General features: G+C 67.4%; 16 protein-coding genes. 12 read left to right on the top strand and 4 right to left on the bottom strand.

Translation table 11 applies throughout. The features are described 5' to 3' along the window. The first annotated feature begins 39 nt into the window (after positions 1-39). Complete coding sequence (ffh, locus tag Y900_RS03525; protein ID WP_036339082.1) at positions 40-1,605, top strand: signal recognition particle protein; 1,566 nt, start codon at positions 40-42, stop codon at positions 1,603-1,605. Next, complete coding sequence (locus Y900_RS03520) at positions 1,605-2,675, top strand: metal-dependent hydrolase family protein (protein WP_051659862.1); 1,071 nt, start codon at positions 1,605-1,607, stop codon at positions 2,673-2,675. The genes ffh and Y900_RS03520 overlap by 1 nt, the downstream gene beginning before the upstream one ends. Here Y900_RS03520 and Y900_RS03515 read toward each other — a convergent pair. Next, complete coding sequence (locus Y900_RS03515) at positions 2,672-3,520, bottom strand: D-alanyl-D-alanine carboxypeptidase family protein (RefSeq protein WP_109751015.1); 849 nt, start codon at positions 3,518-3,520, stop codon at positions 2,672-2,674. The two genes, Y900_RS03520 and Y900_RS03515, sit on opposite strands and share 4 nt — an antisense overlap. A gap of 210 nt (positions 3,521-3,730) precedes the next feature. Here Y900_RS03515 and Y900_RS03510 point away from each other — a divergent pair, with 210 nt between their 5' ends. After that, on the top strand, positions 3,731-4,360 hold the full coding sequence (locus Y900_RS03510; RefSeq protein ID WP_036339080.1) for a DUF1942 domain-containing protein: 630 nt from the start codon (positions 3,731-3,733) through the stop codon (positions 4,358-4,360). Between the two features lie 9 nt (positions 4,361-4,369). Here Y900_RS03510 and Y900_RS03505 read toward each other — a convergent pair whose 3' ends face one another. Further along, a complete protein-coding gene (locus Y900_RS03505; protein ID WP_036339077.1) occupies positions 4,370-5,245 on the bottom strand; it encodes a D-alanyl-D-alanine carboxypeptidase family protein in 876 nt (291 codons plus the stop codon). Between the two features lie 24 nt (positions 5,246-5,269). Further along, positions 5,270-6,904 carry a sulfite reductase subunit alpha gene (locus Y900_RS03500; RefSeq protein WP_036339074.1) on the bottom strand — a complete coding sequence of 545 codons (1,635 nt, stop codon included), beginning with the start codon at positions 6,902-6,904 and terminating at the stop codon, positions 5,270-5,272. Between the two features lie 102 nt (positions 6,905-7,006). Here Y900_RS03500 and Y900_RS03495 point away from each other — a divergent pair, with 102 nt between their 5' ends. The 6 genes from Y900_RS03495 to Y900_RS03470 all read left to right on the top strand — a co-directional run bounded on the left by Y900_RS03495 (position 7,007) and on the right by Y900_RS03470 (position 11,854). After that, complete coding sequence (locus Y900_RS03495; protein ID WP_036339071.1) at positions 7,007-7,423, top strand: nuclear transport factor 2 family protein; 417 nt, start codon at positions 7,007-7,009, stop codon at positions 7,421-7,423. A 184-nt stretch (positions 7,424-7,607) separates the two neighbouring features. Then, complete coding sequence (rpsP, locus tag Y900_RS03490; RefSeq protein WP_036339068.1) at positions 7,608-8,093, top strand: 30S ribosomal protein S16; 486 nt, start codon at positions 7,608-7,610, stop codon at positions 8,091-8,093. Then, on the top strand, positions 8,090-8,332 hold the full coding sequence (locus Y900_RS03485) for an RNA-binding protein (RefSeq protein ID WP_005148848.1): 243 nt from the start codon (positions 8,090-8,092) through the stop codon (positions 8,330-8,332). Before rpsP ends, Y900_RS03485 begins: the two co-directional genes overlap by 4 nt. A 12-nt stretch (positions 8,333-8,344) precedes the next feature. Next, the gene (gene rimM, locus Y900_RS03480; RefSeq protein ID WP_036339065.1) at positions 8,345-8,875 is read left to right on the top strand and encodes a ribosome maturation factor RimM; all 531 of its coding nucleotides are present in this window, start codon (positions 8,345-8,347) and stop codon (positions 8,873-8,875) included. A 10-nt stretch (positions 8,876-8,885) separates the two neighbouring features. Then, positions 8,886-9,596, top strand: coding sequence for a tRNA (guanosine(37)-N1)-methyltransferase TrmD (gene trmD / locus Y900_RS03475; protein WP_036339062.1), 711 nt, complete (start codon positions 8,886-8,888; stop codon positions 9,594-9,596). 149 nt (positions 9,597-9,745) lie between these two features. Then, the gene (locus Y900_RS03470; RefSeq protein ID WP_081845265.1) at positions 9,746-11,854 is read left to right on the top strand and encodes an MDR family MFS transporter; all 2,109 of its coding nucleotides are present in this window, start codon (positions 9,746-9,748) and stop codon (positions 11,852-11,854) included. Positions 11,855-11,867: 13 nt separating this feature from the next. On the opposite strand, the gene Y900_RS03465 is transcribed toward Y900_RS03470, so the two are convergent. Continuing rightward, positions 11,868-12,800, bottom strand: a complete 933-nt coding sequence (locus Y900_RS03465) for a serine hydrolase (RefSeq protein WP_109751166.1) — start codon at positions 12,798-12,800, stop codon at positions 11,868-11,870. Between the two features lie 310 nt (positions 12,801-13,110). Here Y900_RS03465 and rplS point away from each other — a divergent pair, with 310 nt between their 5' ends. Genes rplS through Y900_RS03450 form a run of 3 tightly spaced genes read left to right on the top strand, consistent with a single transcriptional unit; the run spans position 13,111 to position 15,077 of the window. Then, positions 13,111-13,452, top strand: coding sequence for a 50S ribosomal protein L19 (gene rplS, locus Y900_RS03460; RefSeq protein WP_036339053.1), 342 nt, complete (start codon positions 13,111-13,113; stop codon positions 13,450-13,452). 53 nt (positions 13,453-13,505) lie between these two features. Next, positions 13,506-14,360: a signal peptidase I gene (lepB, locus tag Y900_RS03455; protein WP_036339050.1), complete on the top strand. Its 855-nt coding sequence runs from the start codon at positions 13,506-13,508 to the stop codon at positions 14,358-14,360. A 3-nt stretch (positions 14,361-14,363) separates the two neighbouring features. Further along, entirely contained in the window at positions 14,364-15,077 is a 714-nt protein-coding gene (locus Y900_RS03450; protein WP_036339047.1) for a ribonuclease HII, read from the top strand. Positions 15,078-15,095: the final 18 nt, after the last annotated feature.

The following is a 15,095-nucleotide window of genomic DNA, read 5'->3' as shown; positions in this document are numbered from 1 at the left end:
TCGATCTCGGCGCCCGACGTCGCCAGCTAGGCTTACTGCGTGTTTGAATCCCTGTCCGACCGGTTGACCGGTGCGCTCTCGGGCCTGCGCGGCAAAGGTCGGCTGACCGACGCCGACATCGACGCCACAACACGCGAGATCAGGCTGGCGCTGCTCGAGGCCGACGTCTCCCTGCCGGTCGTGCGTGCCTTCGTCAACCGCATCAAGGAGCGCGCGCGCGGCGCCGAGGTATCCGGTGCGCTCAACCCCGCCCAGCAGGTCGTCAAGATCGTCAATGAGGAGCTGATCGGCATCCTCGGCGGGGAGACCCGTCAACTGGCCTTCGCCAAGAACCCGCCGACCGTCATCATGCTGGCCGGCCTGCAAGGCGCCGGTAAGACGACGCTCGCCGGCAAGCTGGCCAAGTGGCTCAAGGGCCAGGGCCACACCCCGCTGCTGGTGGCGTGCGATCTGCAGCGCCCCGGCGCGGTCAACCAGCTCAAAATCGTCGGCGAGCGGGCCGGCGTCAACGTCTTCGCCCCCCATCCGGGCACCGCGCCCGATGCCGCGGACACCGAGGGCGCCGGCCCCGGTGATCCGGTCGCCGTCGCCGCCGCCGGCCTGGCAGAGGCACAGAGCAAGCACTTCGATGTCGTGGTCGTCGACACCGCGGGCCGGTTGGGCATCGACGAGGTGCTGATGGAACAGGCCGCCGCCATCCGCGACGCCGTGCACCCCGACGAGACGCTGTTCGTCCTCGACGCGATGATCGGTCAGGACGCGGTGGCCACCGCGGAGGCGTTCGGGTCCGGTGTCGGGTTCACCGGCGTCGTGCTGACCAAGCTCGACGGCGACGCCCGCGGTGGTGCAGCCCTGTCGGTCCGCGAGGTGACCGGCGTGCCGATCCTGTTTGCGTCGACCGGTGAGAAGCTCGAGGACTTCGACGTCTTCCATCCCGACCGGATGGCCAGCCGGATCCTCGGCATGGGCGACGTGCTCAGCCTGATCGAGCAGGCCGAGCAGGTCTTCGATCAGCAGAAGGCCGAGGAAGCCGCCGCCAAGATCGGCTCGGGCGAGCTCACGCTGGAGGACTTCCTCGAGCAGATGCTGATGATCCGCAAGATGGGGCCGATCGGCAACCTGCTGGGCATGTTGCCCGGCGCGGGCCAGATGAAGGACGCGCTGGCCACCGTCGATGACAAGCAGCTCGACCGGCTGCAGGCGATCATCCGGGGCATGACCCCGCAGGAGCGGGCCGACCCCAAGATCATCAACGCCTCGCGGCGGCTGCGCATCGCCAACGGCTCCGGTGTCAACGTCTCCGAGGTCAACCAGCTCGTCGACCGCTTCTTCGAGGCGCGAAAGATGATGTCGCAGATGGCCGGTGCGATGGGCATGCCGTTCGGCCGGCGGTCATCGAAGAAATCGGCCAAGGGCAAGAACAAGCAGGCGGGCAAGAAGAAGGGCGGCAGGGGCCCGACGCCGCCGAAGGCCAACCCATTGCTCGCCGGCGCCATGCCCGGCGGCTTCCCGGATCTGTCCGGAATGCCTGAGGGCCTCAACGAGTTGCCGCCCGGCTTGGCCGATTTCGACCTGTCCAAATTGAAGTTCCCGGGCAAGAACTAGTGCCGGCTCTCCACGTTCGGGGCCGGGGTCTGCCCGACGGCGAGCTGGTGGAGTGGTGGATCGTCGACGGTGTCTTGCGCGCCGAGCAGGTCGCCGATGCGGAGACCGTTTTTGACGGTGGCTGGATCCTGCCCGGTCTGGTGGACGCGCACTGCCACGTCGGGCTGGGGGAGCACGGCGAGATTCCGCTGGACGAGGCTGTCGCCCAAGCCGAGCGTGAACGCGAGGTCGGCGCGCTGTTGTTGCGCGACTGCGGATCTCCGACCGACACCCGCAGCCTCGACGATCACCACGACCTGCCACGGATCATCCGGGCCGGGCGACATCTGGCCCGCCCCAAGCGATATTCCCGCGGCTTCGCCATCGAACTCGAGGACGAGTGGCAGCTGCCAGAGGCGCTGGCGGCCCAGGCCCGTGCCGGCGACGGATGGGTCAAGCTGGTCGGCGACTGGATCGACCGCTCGGTGGGGGACCTGGCGCCGCTGTGGTCCGACGACGTGCTGCGCGCGGCGATCGCCGCCGTCCATGACGAGGGTGCGCGGGTCACGGCGCATGTGTTCAGCGAGGACGCGCTGCCCGGACTGATCGGTGCGGGTATCGACTGCATCGAGCACGGCACCGGGTTGACCGATGACACCATCGCGATGATGGTCGAGCATGGCACCGCGCTGGTGCCCACGTTGATCAACATCGAGAACTTCCCCGGATTCGCCGACGCCGCAAGCAAATACCCGAACTACGCCGCCCACATGCGCGATCTCTACGCCAGCTGCTACCCGAGGGTGGCCGCAGCCAGAGAAGCCGGCGTGCCGATCTACGCGGGCAGCGATGCAGGCAGCACGATCGTCCACGGCCGGATCGCCGACGAGGTCGAAGCCCTCACCCGCATCGGGATGAACCCGACCGACGCACTCGGCGCGGCGTGCTGGGACGCGCGCCGGTGGTTGGGCAGGCCGGTTCTCGACGACGGCGCGCCGGCGGACCTGGTGTGCTACACCGATGATCCGCGCGGCAGCGCCGACATCCTGTCGAACCCCGACCGGGTGATCCTGCGCGGCCGGGTGTACTAGCTCACGCCGGGGTAGTGACTGAAGCCCCAGTCGAGCAGTTGGGCGGCCTGATTCCACAGATCGTCGTCGCCGTACATCTCCACCACGATCAGCCGGTGCCCGCCTCGCTGCGCCATACCGACGTAGGTTTCGCGAGCCAGGTCGGTGTAGCCGCTCTTGCCCCCGATGAAGCCGGCGTAGCTGCGCAGCAGGCGATCCTGGTTCTTGATCTCCCGGTACCCGGACCGGTCCGGGAATTGCGCCGAGGTCTGGTGAACGATCTGCACAAACAGGGGATAGCGCAACGCTTCCCGGTAGATCAGCGCCAAATCGTGCGGTGTGGTCACCGACTCCCACCCGGGCCCGTCCAATCCGGACGGCGATCCGGCCCGCGTGCTGCGGGCGCCCAGTTGATAGGCCTTCGCATTCATTTTCTGCACTGCCGCAAGCTGTCCGCCGAGCATGTCGGCGAGCAGATTGGCGGCGTCGTTGCCCGACACCAGCAGCAGCCCGTCGAGCAGTTGGCGCGCGGTGTACATCTGGCCGGGCACCAGCCCGACGCACGAGCATTCGACTTGGGTGTTGGCCGCCGTCGCCCGGATCGCGGCATTGGGCGCCAACTGATCGAGCACGACCATCGCCAGCAGCGGCTTGATGGTGCTCGCCGGCGCGTGCGCGCTGTAGGGTTCGCGGCTGCCCAGGATCTGGCCGGTGTCGAGATCGGCGACCAGCCAGGCTCGCGCCGGACCGTCGGGGGGAGCGGTCACCGCGCCGGCCGGCTGCGGGGTGGGCGCGGCCGCGGCCGGCGCGACCAGCGCCAGGGACATGGCGATGCCCAACATCGCGACGAATGGGCGGCCCGGCATGAGTGCCGACGCTAACCAGACTCCGCCTCGGCAACGACGCGAGCGAGTCTCGAATGTATTGCGATGGCGGACGACCCGTTTAGCGCGCGGTGATGAGGGCGGTGATCAATTGAGGAGATGCCGTTTAAAACAGGCGTGGGGAGGAAGGTCACAGTAAACTCTCGGCCACACGTGCCGGGGATGTTGGCACCAATTTGCTGGGGAGAGACTGTGAAGATCGCGAAAATGGCCGGGATTTCCGCCACCGTTGTCACGTTGGGCCTTTCCGTCGTCTGCGCCGCACCGGCATGGGCGACTGACAGCTTGCGCGTGTTCGGCGAGCAGGAAACCTTGAACGGGCCCAATGGCCTGCCCTACATCGGCTACGCCGTGGGCAAGCTCAAGCCCAGTTCGGATCCGGTGCCGCACAATGGCACGTTGTATTCGGCCAAGCTGACGATCGACGGATTCGGGGGCAGTTACCCGCCGTTCATCGAGCGCTTCGGTGCCCGGGCTGAGTCCGGCGAGTTCTACCCCTCTATCTGGGGCGCGTCGAATGGCGGAAAGCTCTACTTCGACGTCGTGGGCGACGTACCGAACAGCGTTGTCTTCAACGACGGCACCCGCGACCTGCTGGCCTGGGTGCCGGGTAACCCGGGCAGCACCGCGGCGCCTGTGGTCGTGCCCGATTCCGATGAGGATTTCCAGGTCGTGCCGGACAACCAGGTACCCGCCGCTGCCCCGCCGTCGGGAGACAACTCGGCAATTGTGGCGACCCCGAACGATCTGGCCACCTCGCCGTACCAAATCACCGAAGGTGATGCCGCCCAGCCCGGGTTCAATGCGGGCGGCCACCACTAGCCGGCCGAACTACAGCGCGGCGACGCTCTCGGAAGGGTTCTGGGCGAAACCCCAATCCAGCAGCGCCGCCGCCTGATCCCAGTAGGTCGGGCCACCTTCGTGGATCAGCCCGTACATCATCGCGATCACCAGACGGCGGCCGCCGCGGTCGGCGGCGCCGACGAACGTCTTGCGGGCCGCGTCGGTGAAGCCGGTCTTGCCGCCGATCGCACCGGGATAGCGGGCCAGCAGTTCGTCCTGATTCACCAGCGGCTTGTCACCGGTCTCGCCGGGGAACATCGCGACCGGTTGGGCAGTGATCTGTGCGAACACCGGATTGGCCATCGCGGCGCGGAAGATCGCGGCGAGGTCATGCGGAGTGGTCCAGCCCGGGCCACCCGCTCCGTCCAGGCCGGACGGTGTGGTCGCGTGGGTGTTGGTCGCCCCGATCGCGACGGCCTTGGCGTTCATCTTGTCGACCGCGGCCTGGTAGCCGCCGAGCATATCGGCCAGGGTGTTGGCGGCGTCGTTGCCTGACACCAGCAGCAGCCCGTCGAGCAGCTGACGGGCGGTGTAGCTGCGACCGGGCCGCACACCGGCGCAGTTGCATTCGACGAGGGTGTCGGAGTTGTTGGCCACCACCGTCGCATTCAGGTCGGGCAGCTCGTCCAGTGCGGTGAGAGCCAGCAGTGTCTTGATCGTGCTGGCCGGCGGGTGCGCGGCGTACATGTCACGACCGGCCAGCACCTGGCCGGTGTCCATGTCGGCGACGATCCACGCGGGCGCGGGTCCCTCGGGGATCGGCACCGAGCCCGGTGGCTGATCGATGGTGTCCGCGTTGGCAATCCCTGCCGTCGCCGTCAAAACACTGAGCGCCGTCGTCAGGCTCGCGAGAAGTCTGCGCATGGGCCCTGAGCCTAACCCGCTCGGTCAGTAGACGTCGCGCGCGTACCGATGGGCTTTGATCAGTTCGTTCACGTAGGAGTGCGCGGCGGCGGCGGCCATGTCACCGGCCTCGGCAACGATCTCGTGCAGGGCCGCGTCGACGTCTTTGGCCATCCGCTCGGCGTCTCCGCACACATACAGCTGCGCTCCGTCTTCGAGCCACGCGAACAGCTCTCGCGCGTTGTCCTTCATGCGATGCTGGACGTAGGTTTTCGGCCGGGCACTCTCGCGCGAGAAGGCCAGATCCAGTCGGGTCAGTGCGCCGGATTCGTGGAATCGCGTGAGCTCGTCGCCATACAGAAAATCTGTGTGACGCCGCCGGTCGCCGAAAAACAACCAGGATCTGCCCGGCGCAGCGGTCGCCTGGCGTTCGTGCAGGAACGCGCGGAACGGTGCGATGCCGGTTCCCGGGCCGACCATGATGATCGGTACGTCCGGGGCCGGTAGCCGGAAGTTGTGGTTGGGCCGCAGGTGAATTCGCACGGACTGCCCAGCGGGGACTCTGTCGGCCAGAAATGTCGAGGCGACGCCACCGCGGGCGCGGCCGTGGCAGTGGTAGCGCACGGTCGCCACTGTCAGATGCAGCCGATCCGGATGGACCAGTGGACTGGAGGAGATCGAGTAGTCGCGAAACTGCAAGGGCCGCAACGTTTCCAGTACCTCATCGACCGACAGATCGGCGAGGTGGAGTAGGTCCAGCACGTCGCGGCCGTACAACCAGGACGACACGATTGCGGGATCGGGGGAGCGTAGCGCCGCCGCGGCATCGGTGTCGTCGGTACGGGCTGCGACCAGCGCCTGCAATGCCCGCGACGGAGAGCAGATGTCGAGGTGTCCGGCGAGCAGTTCGCCCAGCGGTCGATCGCTGCCCGCAGCGACGTGGGCGCCGTCGACCCCGAGCTTGGCCAGCACTGCGTCGACGAGCGCGGGATCGTTGACCGGATGCACGGCCACCGAATCGCCGGCCTGATAGGTGATTCCCGAGTCCGCGAGATCCAGCTCGATATGGCGGACCTCTTTGTCGGACTCCTTTGCCGTCAGCAGCCGGTTCACCAGGACGGTCGAGGTGACGGGATTCGCGTCGCTCCACGGGCTGAGTACGTGATGGCGGTGCGGTGCCGCCTTCGGGGCGGTGGGTTCTACGTCGGCGGGTCCGGCGGCGGCCGCCTCGATGAGGATCTTGGCGATGTCGGCGATCCACTCGCGGGCGTCGCCCTCCCGGTAGCAGTCGTATTCGGCCCGCTCGGCCAGCGCGTGGGCGCCCAGCTCGGTGAGGCGGGCATCGATGTTCCGGCCGGCGTTGCAGAACAACTCGTAGGAGCTGTCGCCCAGCGCCAGGACCGCGTATCCCAGCCCGTCGAGCCGGGTGTCGGATGCCGCCAGCTCCTCCCAGAACACGGTGCCGTTGTCGGGGACTTCTCCCTCGCCGAACGTCGAGGCCACCATGATCACGTGGGTCGCGGCCCGGACCTCGTCGAGGGTGACGTCGTTGAGTTCGGTCTCGGTGGCGTCGATCCCGGCGTCTTTGACCGCGTCGGCCAGCTGCATGGCGATGTACTCGGCGGTGCCCATGTCGCTGGCGTAGCCGATGATCGGCGAGAAACCGGGACGCTCCACCACACCTGCTCCGATCTAATTTGGTTAGGCAAACCTTAGTAGAAAGTGTCCCGCAGGTGTGGACCACACCGGCCGCGCCCGCCGATCCGGTGTTGAATCACGCGCATGCTGAGCCTTGAAGAGATGTCGGATCGGATGGAGATCCAGCAGCTGCTGGTCGACTACTCGACGGCGATCGACAGCCGCCGCTTCGACGACCTCGATCGTGTTTTCACGCCGGACGCCCATATCGACTACACCGAACTGGGCGGGATCGCGGGCACCTTTCCCGACGTCAAAGCCTGGCTGGCCGAGGTGCTGCCGAATTTCCCCGCCTACTTCCACATGCTCGGAAACTTCGACATCCGCCTTGACGGCGACACCGCGACCTCGCGGACCATCTTGTTCAACCCGATGGCGCTCGGCGACGACGGCCAGATCATGTTCTGCGGACTTTGGTACGACGACGCGTTCGTCCGTACCTCCGACGGCTGGCGGATGACGCGGCGCGTCGAGCAGAAGTGCATCCAGAAGATCGTCTGATCCGGCCGGGCGGCAGATCGCGCGATTAACACCTGACCAGGGCCGTCTGGCACAATCGGTGGCTGTCCGACCGCGGCTTCCGTAATGGATGGGCCGCCGGCTGGTCACGCACGCGAGGCAAAACCGGATCCGGCAATCCGCCGGCATCGCTGAATTGCAGCGTGATACCCACAGGAGTTAGTTCATGGCTGTCAAGATCAAGCTCACTCGGCTTGGCAAGATCCGCAACCCCCAGTACCGCATCGCTGTCGCCGACGCACGCACCCGCCGCGACGGCCGCTCGATCGAGGTCATCGGCCGCTACCACCCCAAGGAAGATCCGAGCCTGATCGAGATCGACTCCGAGCGCGCTCAGTACTGGCTGTCTGTTGGCGCCCAGCCCACCGAGCCGGTTCTCAACCTGCTGAAGATCACCGGTGACTGGCAGAAGTTCAAGGGCCTGCCCGGTGCCGAGGGCACGCTGAAGGTCAAGGAGCCCAAGCCCAGCAAGCTGGACCTCTTCAACGCCGCGCTGGCCGAGGCCGATGGCGCGCCGGGTGGCGAAGCCACCCACGCCAAGAAGAAGAAGGCCCCGGCCAAGAAGGCCGACGCCGCTGAGGCCGAGCCCGCCGCTGAGGCCGCTGAGCCGGCCGCCGAGGCTGCCGAGTCCACTGAGGCCGCCGCAGAATGAGTTCGGTCGTCGTCGACGCCGTGGAGCATCTGGTCCGCGGGATCGTCGACAATCCTGACGACGTCCGCGTCGACATGGTCACCAACCGACGGGGGCGCACGGTTGAGGTCCACGTCCACCCCGAGGATCTCGGCAAGGTGATCGGCCGTGGCGGTCGCACCGCGACCGCGTTGCGCACCCTGGTCGCCGGTATCGGTGGCCGAGGTATCCGCGTCGACGTGGTGGACACCGACCAGTAAGTCGATAGCTCGATGGAACTCGTCGCCGGACGTGTTGCCAAGGCTCACGGGATCACCGGGGAACTGGTGGTCGACGTCCGCACCGATGACCCTGAAGAGCGGTTCGCCGTGGGAAACCTGTTGCGGCTGCGGCCCTCTCGCGGTGACGGCGGCCAAGATGTTGTCGTCGAGGCGGTTCGGCCGCACGGCGGGCGTCTGCTGGTACGGCTGCGCGGGGTGTCCGACCGCAATGCGGCCGACGCATTGCGCGGCCATCTGTTCGTCGTCGACTCCGCGGAACTGCCTCCCATCGAGGATCCCGACGAGTTCTACGATCATCAGCTCGAAGGGCTGACGGTGCGGACCGTCGACGGCCGCGTCGTCGGCTCGATCACCGAGGTGCTGCACACCGCGGGCGCGGAACTGCTGGCGGTGCGCGGAGCTGACGGAACCGAAGTGCTGGTGCCGTTCGTCGGCGCGATCGTGGTGTCGGTGTCGCTGGCCGACAAGATCGTCGAAATCGATCCTCCCGACGGGCTTTTGGATCTGGACGGCCTGGAATAGGTGCGCAGCCGTGCGGATTGACGTCATCTCGATCTTCCCCGAGTATCTCGACCCGGTACGACAGTCGTTGCCCGGCAAGGCGATCGAGTCCCGCATCGTGGACTTCGCCGCGCACGATCTGCGTCGCTGGACCCACGACGTGCACCACTCGGTAGACGATGCCCCGTACGGCGGCGGCCCCGGCATGGTGATGAAGGCCCCGGTCTGGGGTGAGGCGCTCGACGAGATCTGCGCCCAAGACACCGTTCTCGTGATCCCGACGCCGGCGGGTCGGCTGTTCACCCAGAACGACGCCCAAGCCTGGACGGGGGAGCGGCATCTGGTGTTTGCCTGCGGCCGTTACGAAGGCATCGACCAGCGGGTCGCCGAGGACGCACGGCGGCGGATGCGGGTCGAGGAGGTCTCGATCGGGGACTACGTGCTGGCCGGTGGTGAGGTCGCGGCGCTGGTGATGATCGAGGCGGTGGTCCGGTTGCTACCCAACGTAATGGGCAATCCGCGCTCGCACCAGGACGATTCGCACTCGCCGGAAAAAGACGGTCTGCTCGAAGGACCGAGCTACACGCGTCCGCCCACCTGGCGCGAGTTGCAGGTCCCGGACGTACTGCTCTCCGGTGACCACGGCAAGGTCGCGGCGTGGCGCCGCGAACAGGCGCTGCAGCGGACGCGGGAGCGTCGGCCGGACCTGCTCGAGGATCTGCCCGACCTGCTCGGTGACTGAGAGCACGGCGCGGCGCAGGTTACCGAACCTCGCGGCAGGGTATTGAGAACAGCGTGACTCGTCCATCCACCGGCGCTCCGCCAGCACCGGCGGCTGCGCAGGTGACGGGCCGGCAGCGCAACTTCGTCTTCCTCGCTGTGGTGCTCGGCATGCTGCTGGCCGCCCTCGACCAGACCATCGTCGCGACCGCACTGCCCACGGTCGTCGCCGACCTCGGGGGTGCTGGTCACCAGTCATGGGTCGTCACCAGCTACCTGCTGGCGTCGACGATTGTGACCGCGGTCGTCGGCAAGCTCGGTGACACATTCGGCCGCAAACCGGTTTTTCAAGCCGCCGTGCTGTTCTTCCTCGCCGGCTCGGTGCTGTGTGGCTTGGCCGGATCGATGTCGATGCTGGTCGCCTCGCGCGCCCTGCAGGGCATCGGCGGCGGAGCCATCACCGTCACCGCGGTCGCGGTCATCGGTGAAGTGATACCGCTGCGCGAACGGGGCCGCTACCAGGGCGCGCTGGGTGCCGTGTTCGGCGTCACCACGGTGGTGGGCCCGCTGCTGGGCGGGCTGTTCACCGACCACCTCGGATGGCGGTGGGCGTTCTGGGTCAACGTGCCCGTCGCGGTGGTGGTGCTCGCGGTGGCGGCGGTGGCGATTCCGGCGCTGGGTCGTACCGCCCGGCCGGTCATCGACTATCCGGGCATCGTTCTGGTGGGTCTAGGCGCGGCCGGTCTGACCCTTGCGACAAGCTGGGGTGGCACCACGTATCCGTGGGGTTCGCCGACGATCATCGGACTGTTCGTCGGCTCCGTGGCGATCCTGGTGGCCTTCGTGTTCGTCGAAAAGCGGGCGGCCGAGCCGATTTTGCCGATCCGGCTGTTCGCCGATCCGGTGTTCACGGTGTGCTGCGTGCTGTCGTTCGTCGTCGGATTCGCGATGCTCGGGGCGCTGACGTTCCTGCCGACCTACATGCAATTCGTCGACGGGGTGTCGGCGACCGTCTCCGGCCTGCACACCCTGCCGATGGTCGCCGGCCTGCTGGCCACGTCGCTGACCAGTGGCGTGATCGTCGGCCGCACCGGGCGCTACAAGATCTTTCCGATCGCGGGCACCGCGACGATGGCGGTCGGCTTCATCCTGCTGTCGCTGATGGACGCGCACACCTCGACGCTCGTCCAGTCTCTGGACCTGCTGGTCCTGGGTGCCGGGATCGGGCTGAGCATGCAGGTTCTGATCCTGACCGTGCAGAACACCGTCGACTTCACCGACCTGGGCGTGGCCACCTCGGGTGTCACGTTCTTCCGCACCATCGGTAGTTCGTTCGGCGCTGCGATCTTCGGCTCGCTGTTCAGTAATTTCCTGGCCGACCGGCTGCCTTCGGCCCTGGCCGCCAGCGGTGTTTCTCCCGAGGTCGCGCAGTCACCGCAGGCGCTGCACAAGCTCTCGCCCGCAGCGGCTGCCCCGATCGTCGACGCCTACGCAGACTCGCTGAGCAAGGTGTTCTTGTTCGCGGCGCCGGTGGCGATCGTCGGGTTCGTGCTGGCGCTGTTCCTCAAGCAGGTGCCGCTGCGCGACGCGGCCGCCACCGGCAGCACCGACCTCGGCGAGGGTTTCGGTATGCCCACCACCGAACCGGCGGAGAAGGTGCTGGAGGTGGCCGTCAGTCGATTGCTGCGCGAAAGCCGCGGGCAGCATCTGCCCGCCCTGGCCCGGGCGGGGGGCACCCGCCTCGACGTCCCGTTGATGTGGGCCGCGTTGCGGATTTACCGGCATGCGCAGGTGGCCGGCACAGCGGACCTCAGTGCCGTGGCCGCCCATCACCGGGTGCCGGTCGAGATCCTCGAGCCGACGTTCGACCGGCTGGTCGCGAACGGCTACGCCCAGCGCAGCGGCGATCAGCTCTGGCTCACCCCGGCCGGCGCCGCGGAAGTGAATCACGCCCGCAACATGCTCGCGAGCTGGATCACCGACACGCTCACCCGGTCGCCTGCATTCGAGGGCCGCCCCGACCGCATGCAGGTGCAGGGCGCGATCGAGCGGATCGCCCGCAGTGTGCTCGAACAGAACGACGACGAGAGTGCCCAGGCAACCCGCCCGTTGGTGCTCGGACCGCGCCGCGCCGCCAGCCCGACCGCGCCGACGACGCGGCTCGCCAGCCCGATGGCGAACGCGACCGCGGTGGCAGCGACCGTCGGCAATGAACCGACACGGCCATTCCGTGCTCGGGCTGAATTCCGTCAGCCGCCGCCGGGACCGCCGCGTCGTTGACGGCGGGGCGCAGTCAGATCCGCCCGCTGGGGAACATCGTCTTGACGGCTTGGGTCATCGTGTTGCGCGCGGTCGCGTCGTCAACCGGCTGCAGTGAGGCCATGGCAAGCACGAAACGCCGATCCGGTCCGATCACCCCGGTAGACATGTGCAGCCAGTTGCCGCCGTTCCAGCAGCACATCCAACCCTGCTTGACCGCAACGGGTTCCGCGAACAGCCCGTCGGGGATGCCGAACCGCTGCGGGTAGCCGTCGACACCGGTGGGGGTGGACGCCGACAGGTCGCCGAGGATGACCGAGGCCTGCGAGGCGGGCAGGCCGCCTGCACCGTCGAGCAGCATGTCGTAGTACCGCACCAGGTCGGCGGTGGTGCTCATGGTGTTCCACCAGTTCCCGTCATACGGCACGCTGGTCGAGGTCAGCCCGTATCGCGCGGTGACCCTGCTGATGATCGCGCTGCCGCCGCCCTCGCCCCAGAACACTTCGGCGGCGCTGTCGTCGGAGGACCGCAACATGGCGTCGAAGGACTGCTGCTCGTCCGTGGTGAGCTGGCGCTGGCCTTTGGCCACCTGCAGCAGTAGATCGTCGGCGATGAACAGTTTGCTCACCGACGCCACCGGGAAGGGAGCGTCGTCACCGCCCTTGAGGACCCGTCCGGTGGTGCGGTCGAGCAAGGTGAAACTGATGTCCGCGCCGTCCTGCGCGGCCTCGGAGGTCGCTTCTTTGGCGCGTAAATCCAGACTGGTCGAGGCGTCAGGCGGCACGTCGGGCAGCGGACCGAGGGCGGGGGCCTGCGCGATGGCGTTCGGATCAGCGGACAGCAGGTTCACCGGGCGGGCCGCTGGGTCGCTCGGGCCGGCGTTCACCTGAGCGGAGGAGGCGGCTACCAGAACGCCTATCACTGCCGCCGCGGTGCCGGTGACCAGCATCGACAGATGCCGTCGCATGTCCATCTCCTCGGAAACCGGTGGAACACTGAGCTCCGGGGTGCCGCGTTGCCGCCCGATCTTGGTCCAGGTTAACGGTACCTTTTCTACACCGCGTGTTCAGTTCGTCGACACATCGGCGGCGCCTCGGCGGGTCGTGCGATTTCACTGCTCGCGGTGCATCTGGCACAATTGAGCAGTTGCCGCGCGGGCTGGGACTTTTCCGCCTGCTGCGCCAAACATCACGTGCCCGAATCCATCGGCCCGGCGATCGCCAGCGCTTTCCGCGCAGGCAGGTGGCTGCGCCGCGAACCGCAAGGAAGTGTCACCGATGAACACGCTGGACTTCGTCGACCAGGCGTCGCTGCGCGACGATATCCCGACCTTCAGCCCCGGGGACACCATCAATGTCCACGTGAAGGTCATCGAGGGCAACAAGCAGCGCGTTCAGGTCTTCAAGGGCGTTGTGCTCCGCCGTTCGGGCGGTGGCATTCGCGAGACCTTCACCGTGCGCAAGGAAAGCTACGGCGTCGGTGTCGAGCGCACCTTCCCGGTGCATTCGCCCAACATCGACCACATCGAGGTGCTGACCCGCGGCGACGTGCGGCGCGCCAAGCTGTACTACCTGCGCGAGCTGCGGGGCAAGAAGGCCAAGATCAAGGAAAAGCGCTGAGCTTCGACTGTGGGAGTCGCTGACCGATCAGCCGGTCTGACTACGCTGACGACGTGACCGACAACACGGGCTCGAACGATTCCACGCCGGACAACCTCACCGCGACGGACGGGGTGGACGACAGTCCCGCCGACGCGGCCCCGGAGACCGGGGCAAAGGACCCGGACACCGGCGAAAAGAAGAAGTCGGCGCTGCGCGAAGGCGCGACCCTCGTCGCCATCGCGATAGTCCTGTACTACGTGATGCTGACGTTCATCGCGCGGCCGTACCTGATTCCCTCCGAATCGATGGAACCGACGCTGCACGGCTGCCCCGGCTGCGTCGGCGACCGGATCATGGTCGACAAGGTCACCTATCGGTTCGGGGACCCGCGGCCGGGTGACGTCATCGTCTTCAAGGGCCCGCCGAACTGGAACGTCGGATACAAGTCCATCCGATCCAGCAACGCCGCGGTGCGCTACATCGAGAACGCCTTGTCGGTGGTCGGTTTCGTGCCGCCCGACGAGAACGACTTGGTCAAGCGTGTCATCGCCACCGGAGGCCAGACGGTGCAATGCCGTGCGGACACCGGACTGACCGTCGACGGCAAGCCGCTCACCGAGCCGTACCTCAACGCCCAGACGATGATGGCCGATCCTGCCGTCTACCCGTGCCTGGGCAACGAGTTCGGTCCGGTGAAGGTGCCCGACGGCCGGTTGTGGGTGATGGGTGACAACCGCACTCATTCGGCGGACTCCCGCGCACACTGCACCAGCACCCCCGCCGATGCGCAAAAGGGCATTCTCTGCACCGGCGATCCGATGGCCGGCACCGTGCCGGTGAGCAACGTCATCGGCAAGGCGCGGTTCATCGCGTGGCCGCCGTCTCGGTGGGGTGGTGTGTCCTCGTTCGACCCACAGCAGGGTTGATCTGTGCCGGCGATGACATGGCCGCCGCGGACGGTGATTCGCAAATCATCGGGTCTGCGAACGCTCGAATCGGCTTTGTATAGAAGCGGTTTGGGGCCGGTAGCCGGGGTCGATGAAGTGGGCCGAGGCGCGTGTGCGGGCCCGCTCGTGGTGGCGGCCTGCGTGCTGGGGCCCAACCGGATGGAGAGCCTGGCGGCCCTTGACGACTCCAAGAAGCTCACCGAGAAGGCTCGCGAGGAACTGTTCCCGATCATCAGGCGCTACGCGCTGGCGTATCACGTGGTGTTCATCCCGGCCCCCGAAGTCGACCGTCGCGGCGTGCACGTGGCCAACATCGAGGGGATGCGGCGTGCGGTGGCGGGGCTGTCGGTACGGCCGGGCTATGTGTTGTCCGACGGGTTCCGGGTGCCGGGACTGCCGATGCCGTCGTTACCGGTGATCGGCGGGGACGCAGCGGCGGCCTGTATCGCCGCGGCCAGTGTGCTGGCGAAGGTCAGCCGCGATCGGCTGATGGTGGCCATGGATGACGAGCATCCCGGCTACGGCTTCGCCGACCACAAGGGGTACAGCACCCCGGCGCACAGTGCGGCGCTGACCGACCTGGGGCCGTGCCGTCAGCACCGGTTTTCCTACATCAATGTCCGGCGGGTGGCACGTTCCGGTGGTACCGAGATGGTGATGGAGTGCCCACCCCCGCAGCGCGACGATCAGGTGTGAGTCAAGATGGACAGCACC

Origin of the sequence: Mycolicibacterium aromaticivorans JS19b1 = JCM 16368 (assembly GCF_000559085.1) — a bacterium.
Taxonomy (GTDB): Bacteria; Actinomycetota; Actinomycetes; order Mycobacteriales; family Mycobacteriaceae; genus Mycobacterium; species Mycobacterium aromaticivorans.
The sequence above is the reverse complement of the archived record's forward strand: the minus strand, read 5'-3'. Positions and strand labels throughout refer to the sequence as shown.

Bases quoted from the DNA above. Each gene is read 5' to 3' on its own strand.
- Y900_RS03485 (WP_005148848.1), top strand. From the start codon at position 8,090: ATGAGTTCGGTCGTCGTCGACGCCGTGGAGCATCTGGTCCGCGGGATC.
- rplS (WP_036339053.1), top strand. From the start codon at position 13,111: ATGAACACGCTGGACTTCGTCGACCAGGCGTCGCTGCGCGACGATATC.
- Y900_RS03465 (WP_109751166.1), bottom strand. From the start codon at position 12,800: ATGCGACGGCATCTGTCGATGCTGGTCACCGGCACCGCGGCGGCAGTG.
- Y900_RS03505 (WP_036339077.1), bottom strand. From the start codon at position 5,245: ATGCGCAGACTTCTCGCGAGCCTGACGACGGCGCTCAGTGTTTTGACG.
- rimM (WP_036339065.1), top strand. From the start codon at position 8,345: ATGGAACTCGTCGCCGGACGTGTTGCCAAGGCTCACGGGATCACCGGG.
- rpsP (WP_036339068.1), top strand. From the start codon at position 7,608: ATGGCTGTCAAGATCAAGCTCACTCGGCTTGGCAAGATCCGCAACCCC.
- Y900_RS03470 (WP_081845265.1), top strand. From the start codon at position 9,746: ATGCTGCTGGCCGCCCTCGACCAGACCATCGTCGCGACCGCACTGCCC.
- Y900_RS03515 (WP_109751015.1), bottom strand. From the start codon at position 3,520: ATGCCGGGCCGCCCATTCGTCGCGATGTTGGGCATCGCCATGTCCCTG.
- Y900_RS03495 (WP_036339071.1), top strand. From the start codon at position 7,007: ATGCTGAGCCTTGAAGAGATGTCGGATCGGATGGAGATCCAGCAGCTG.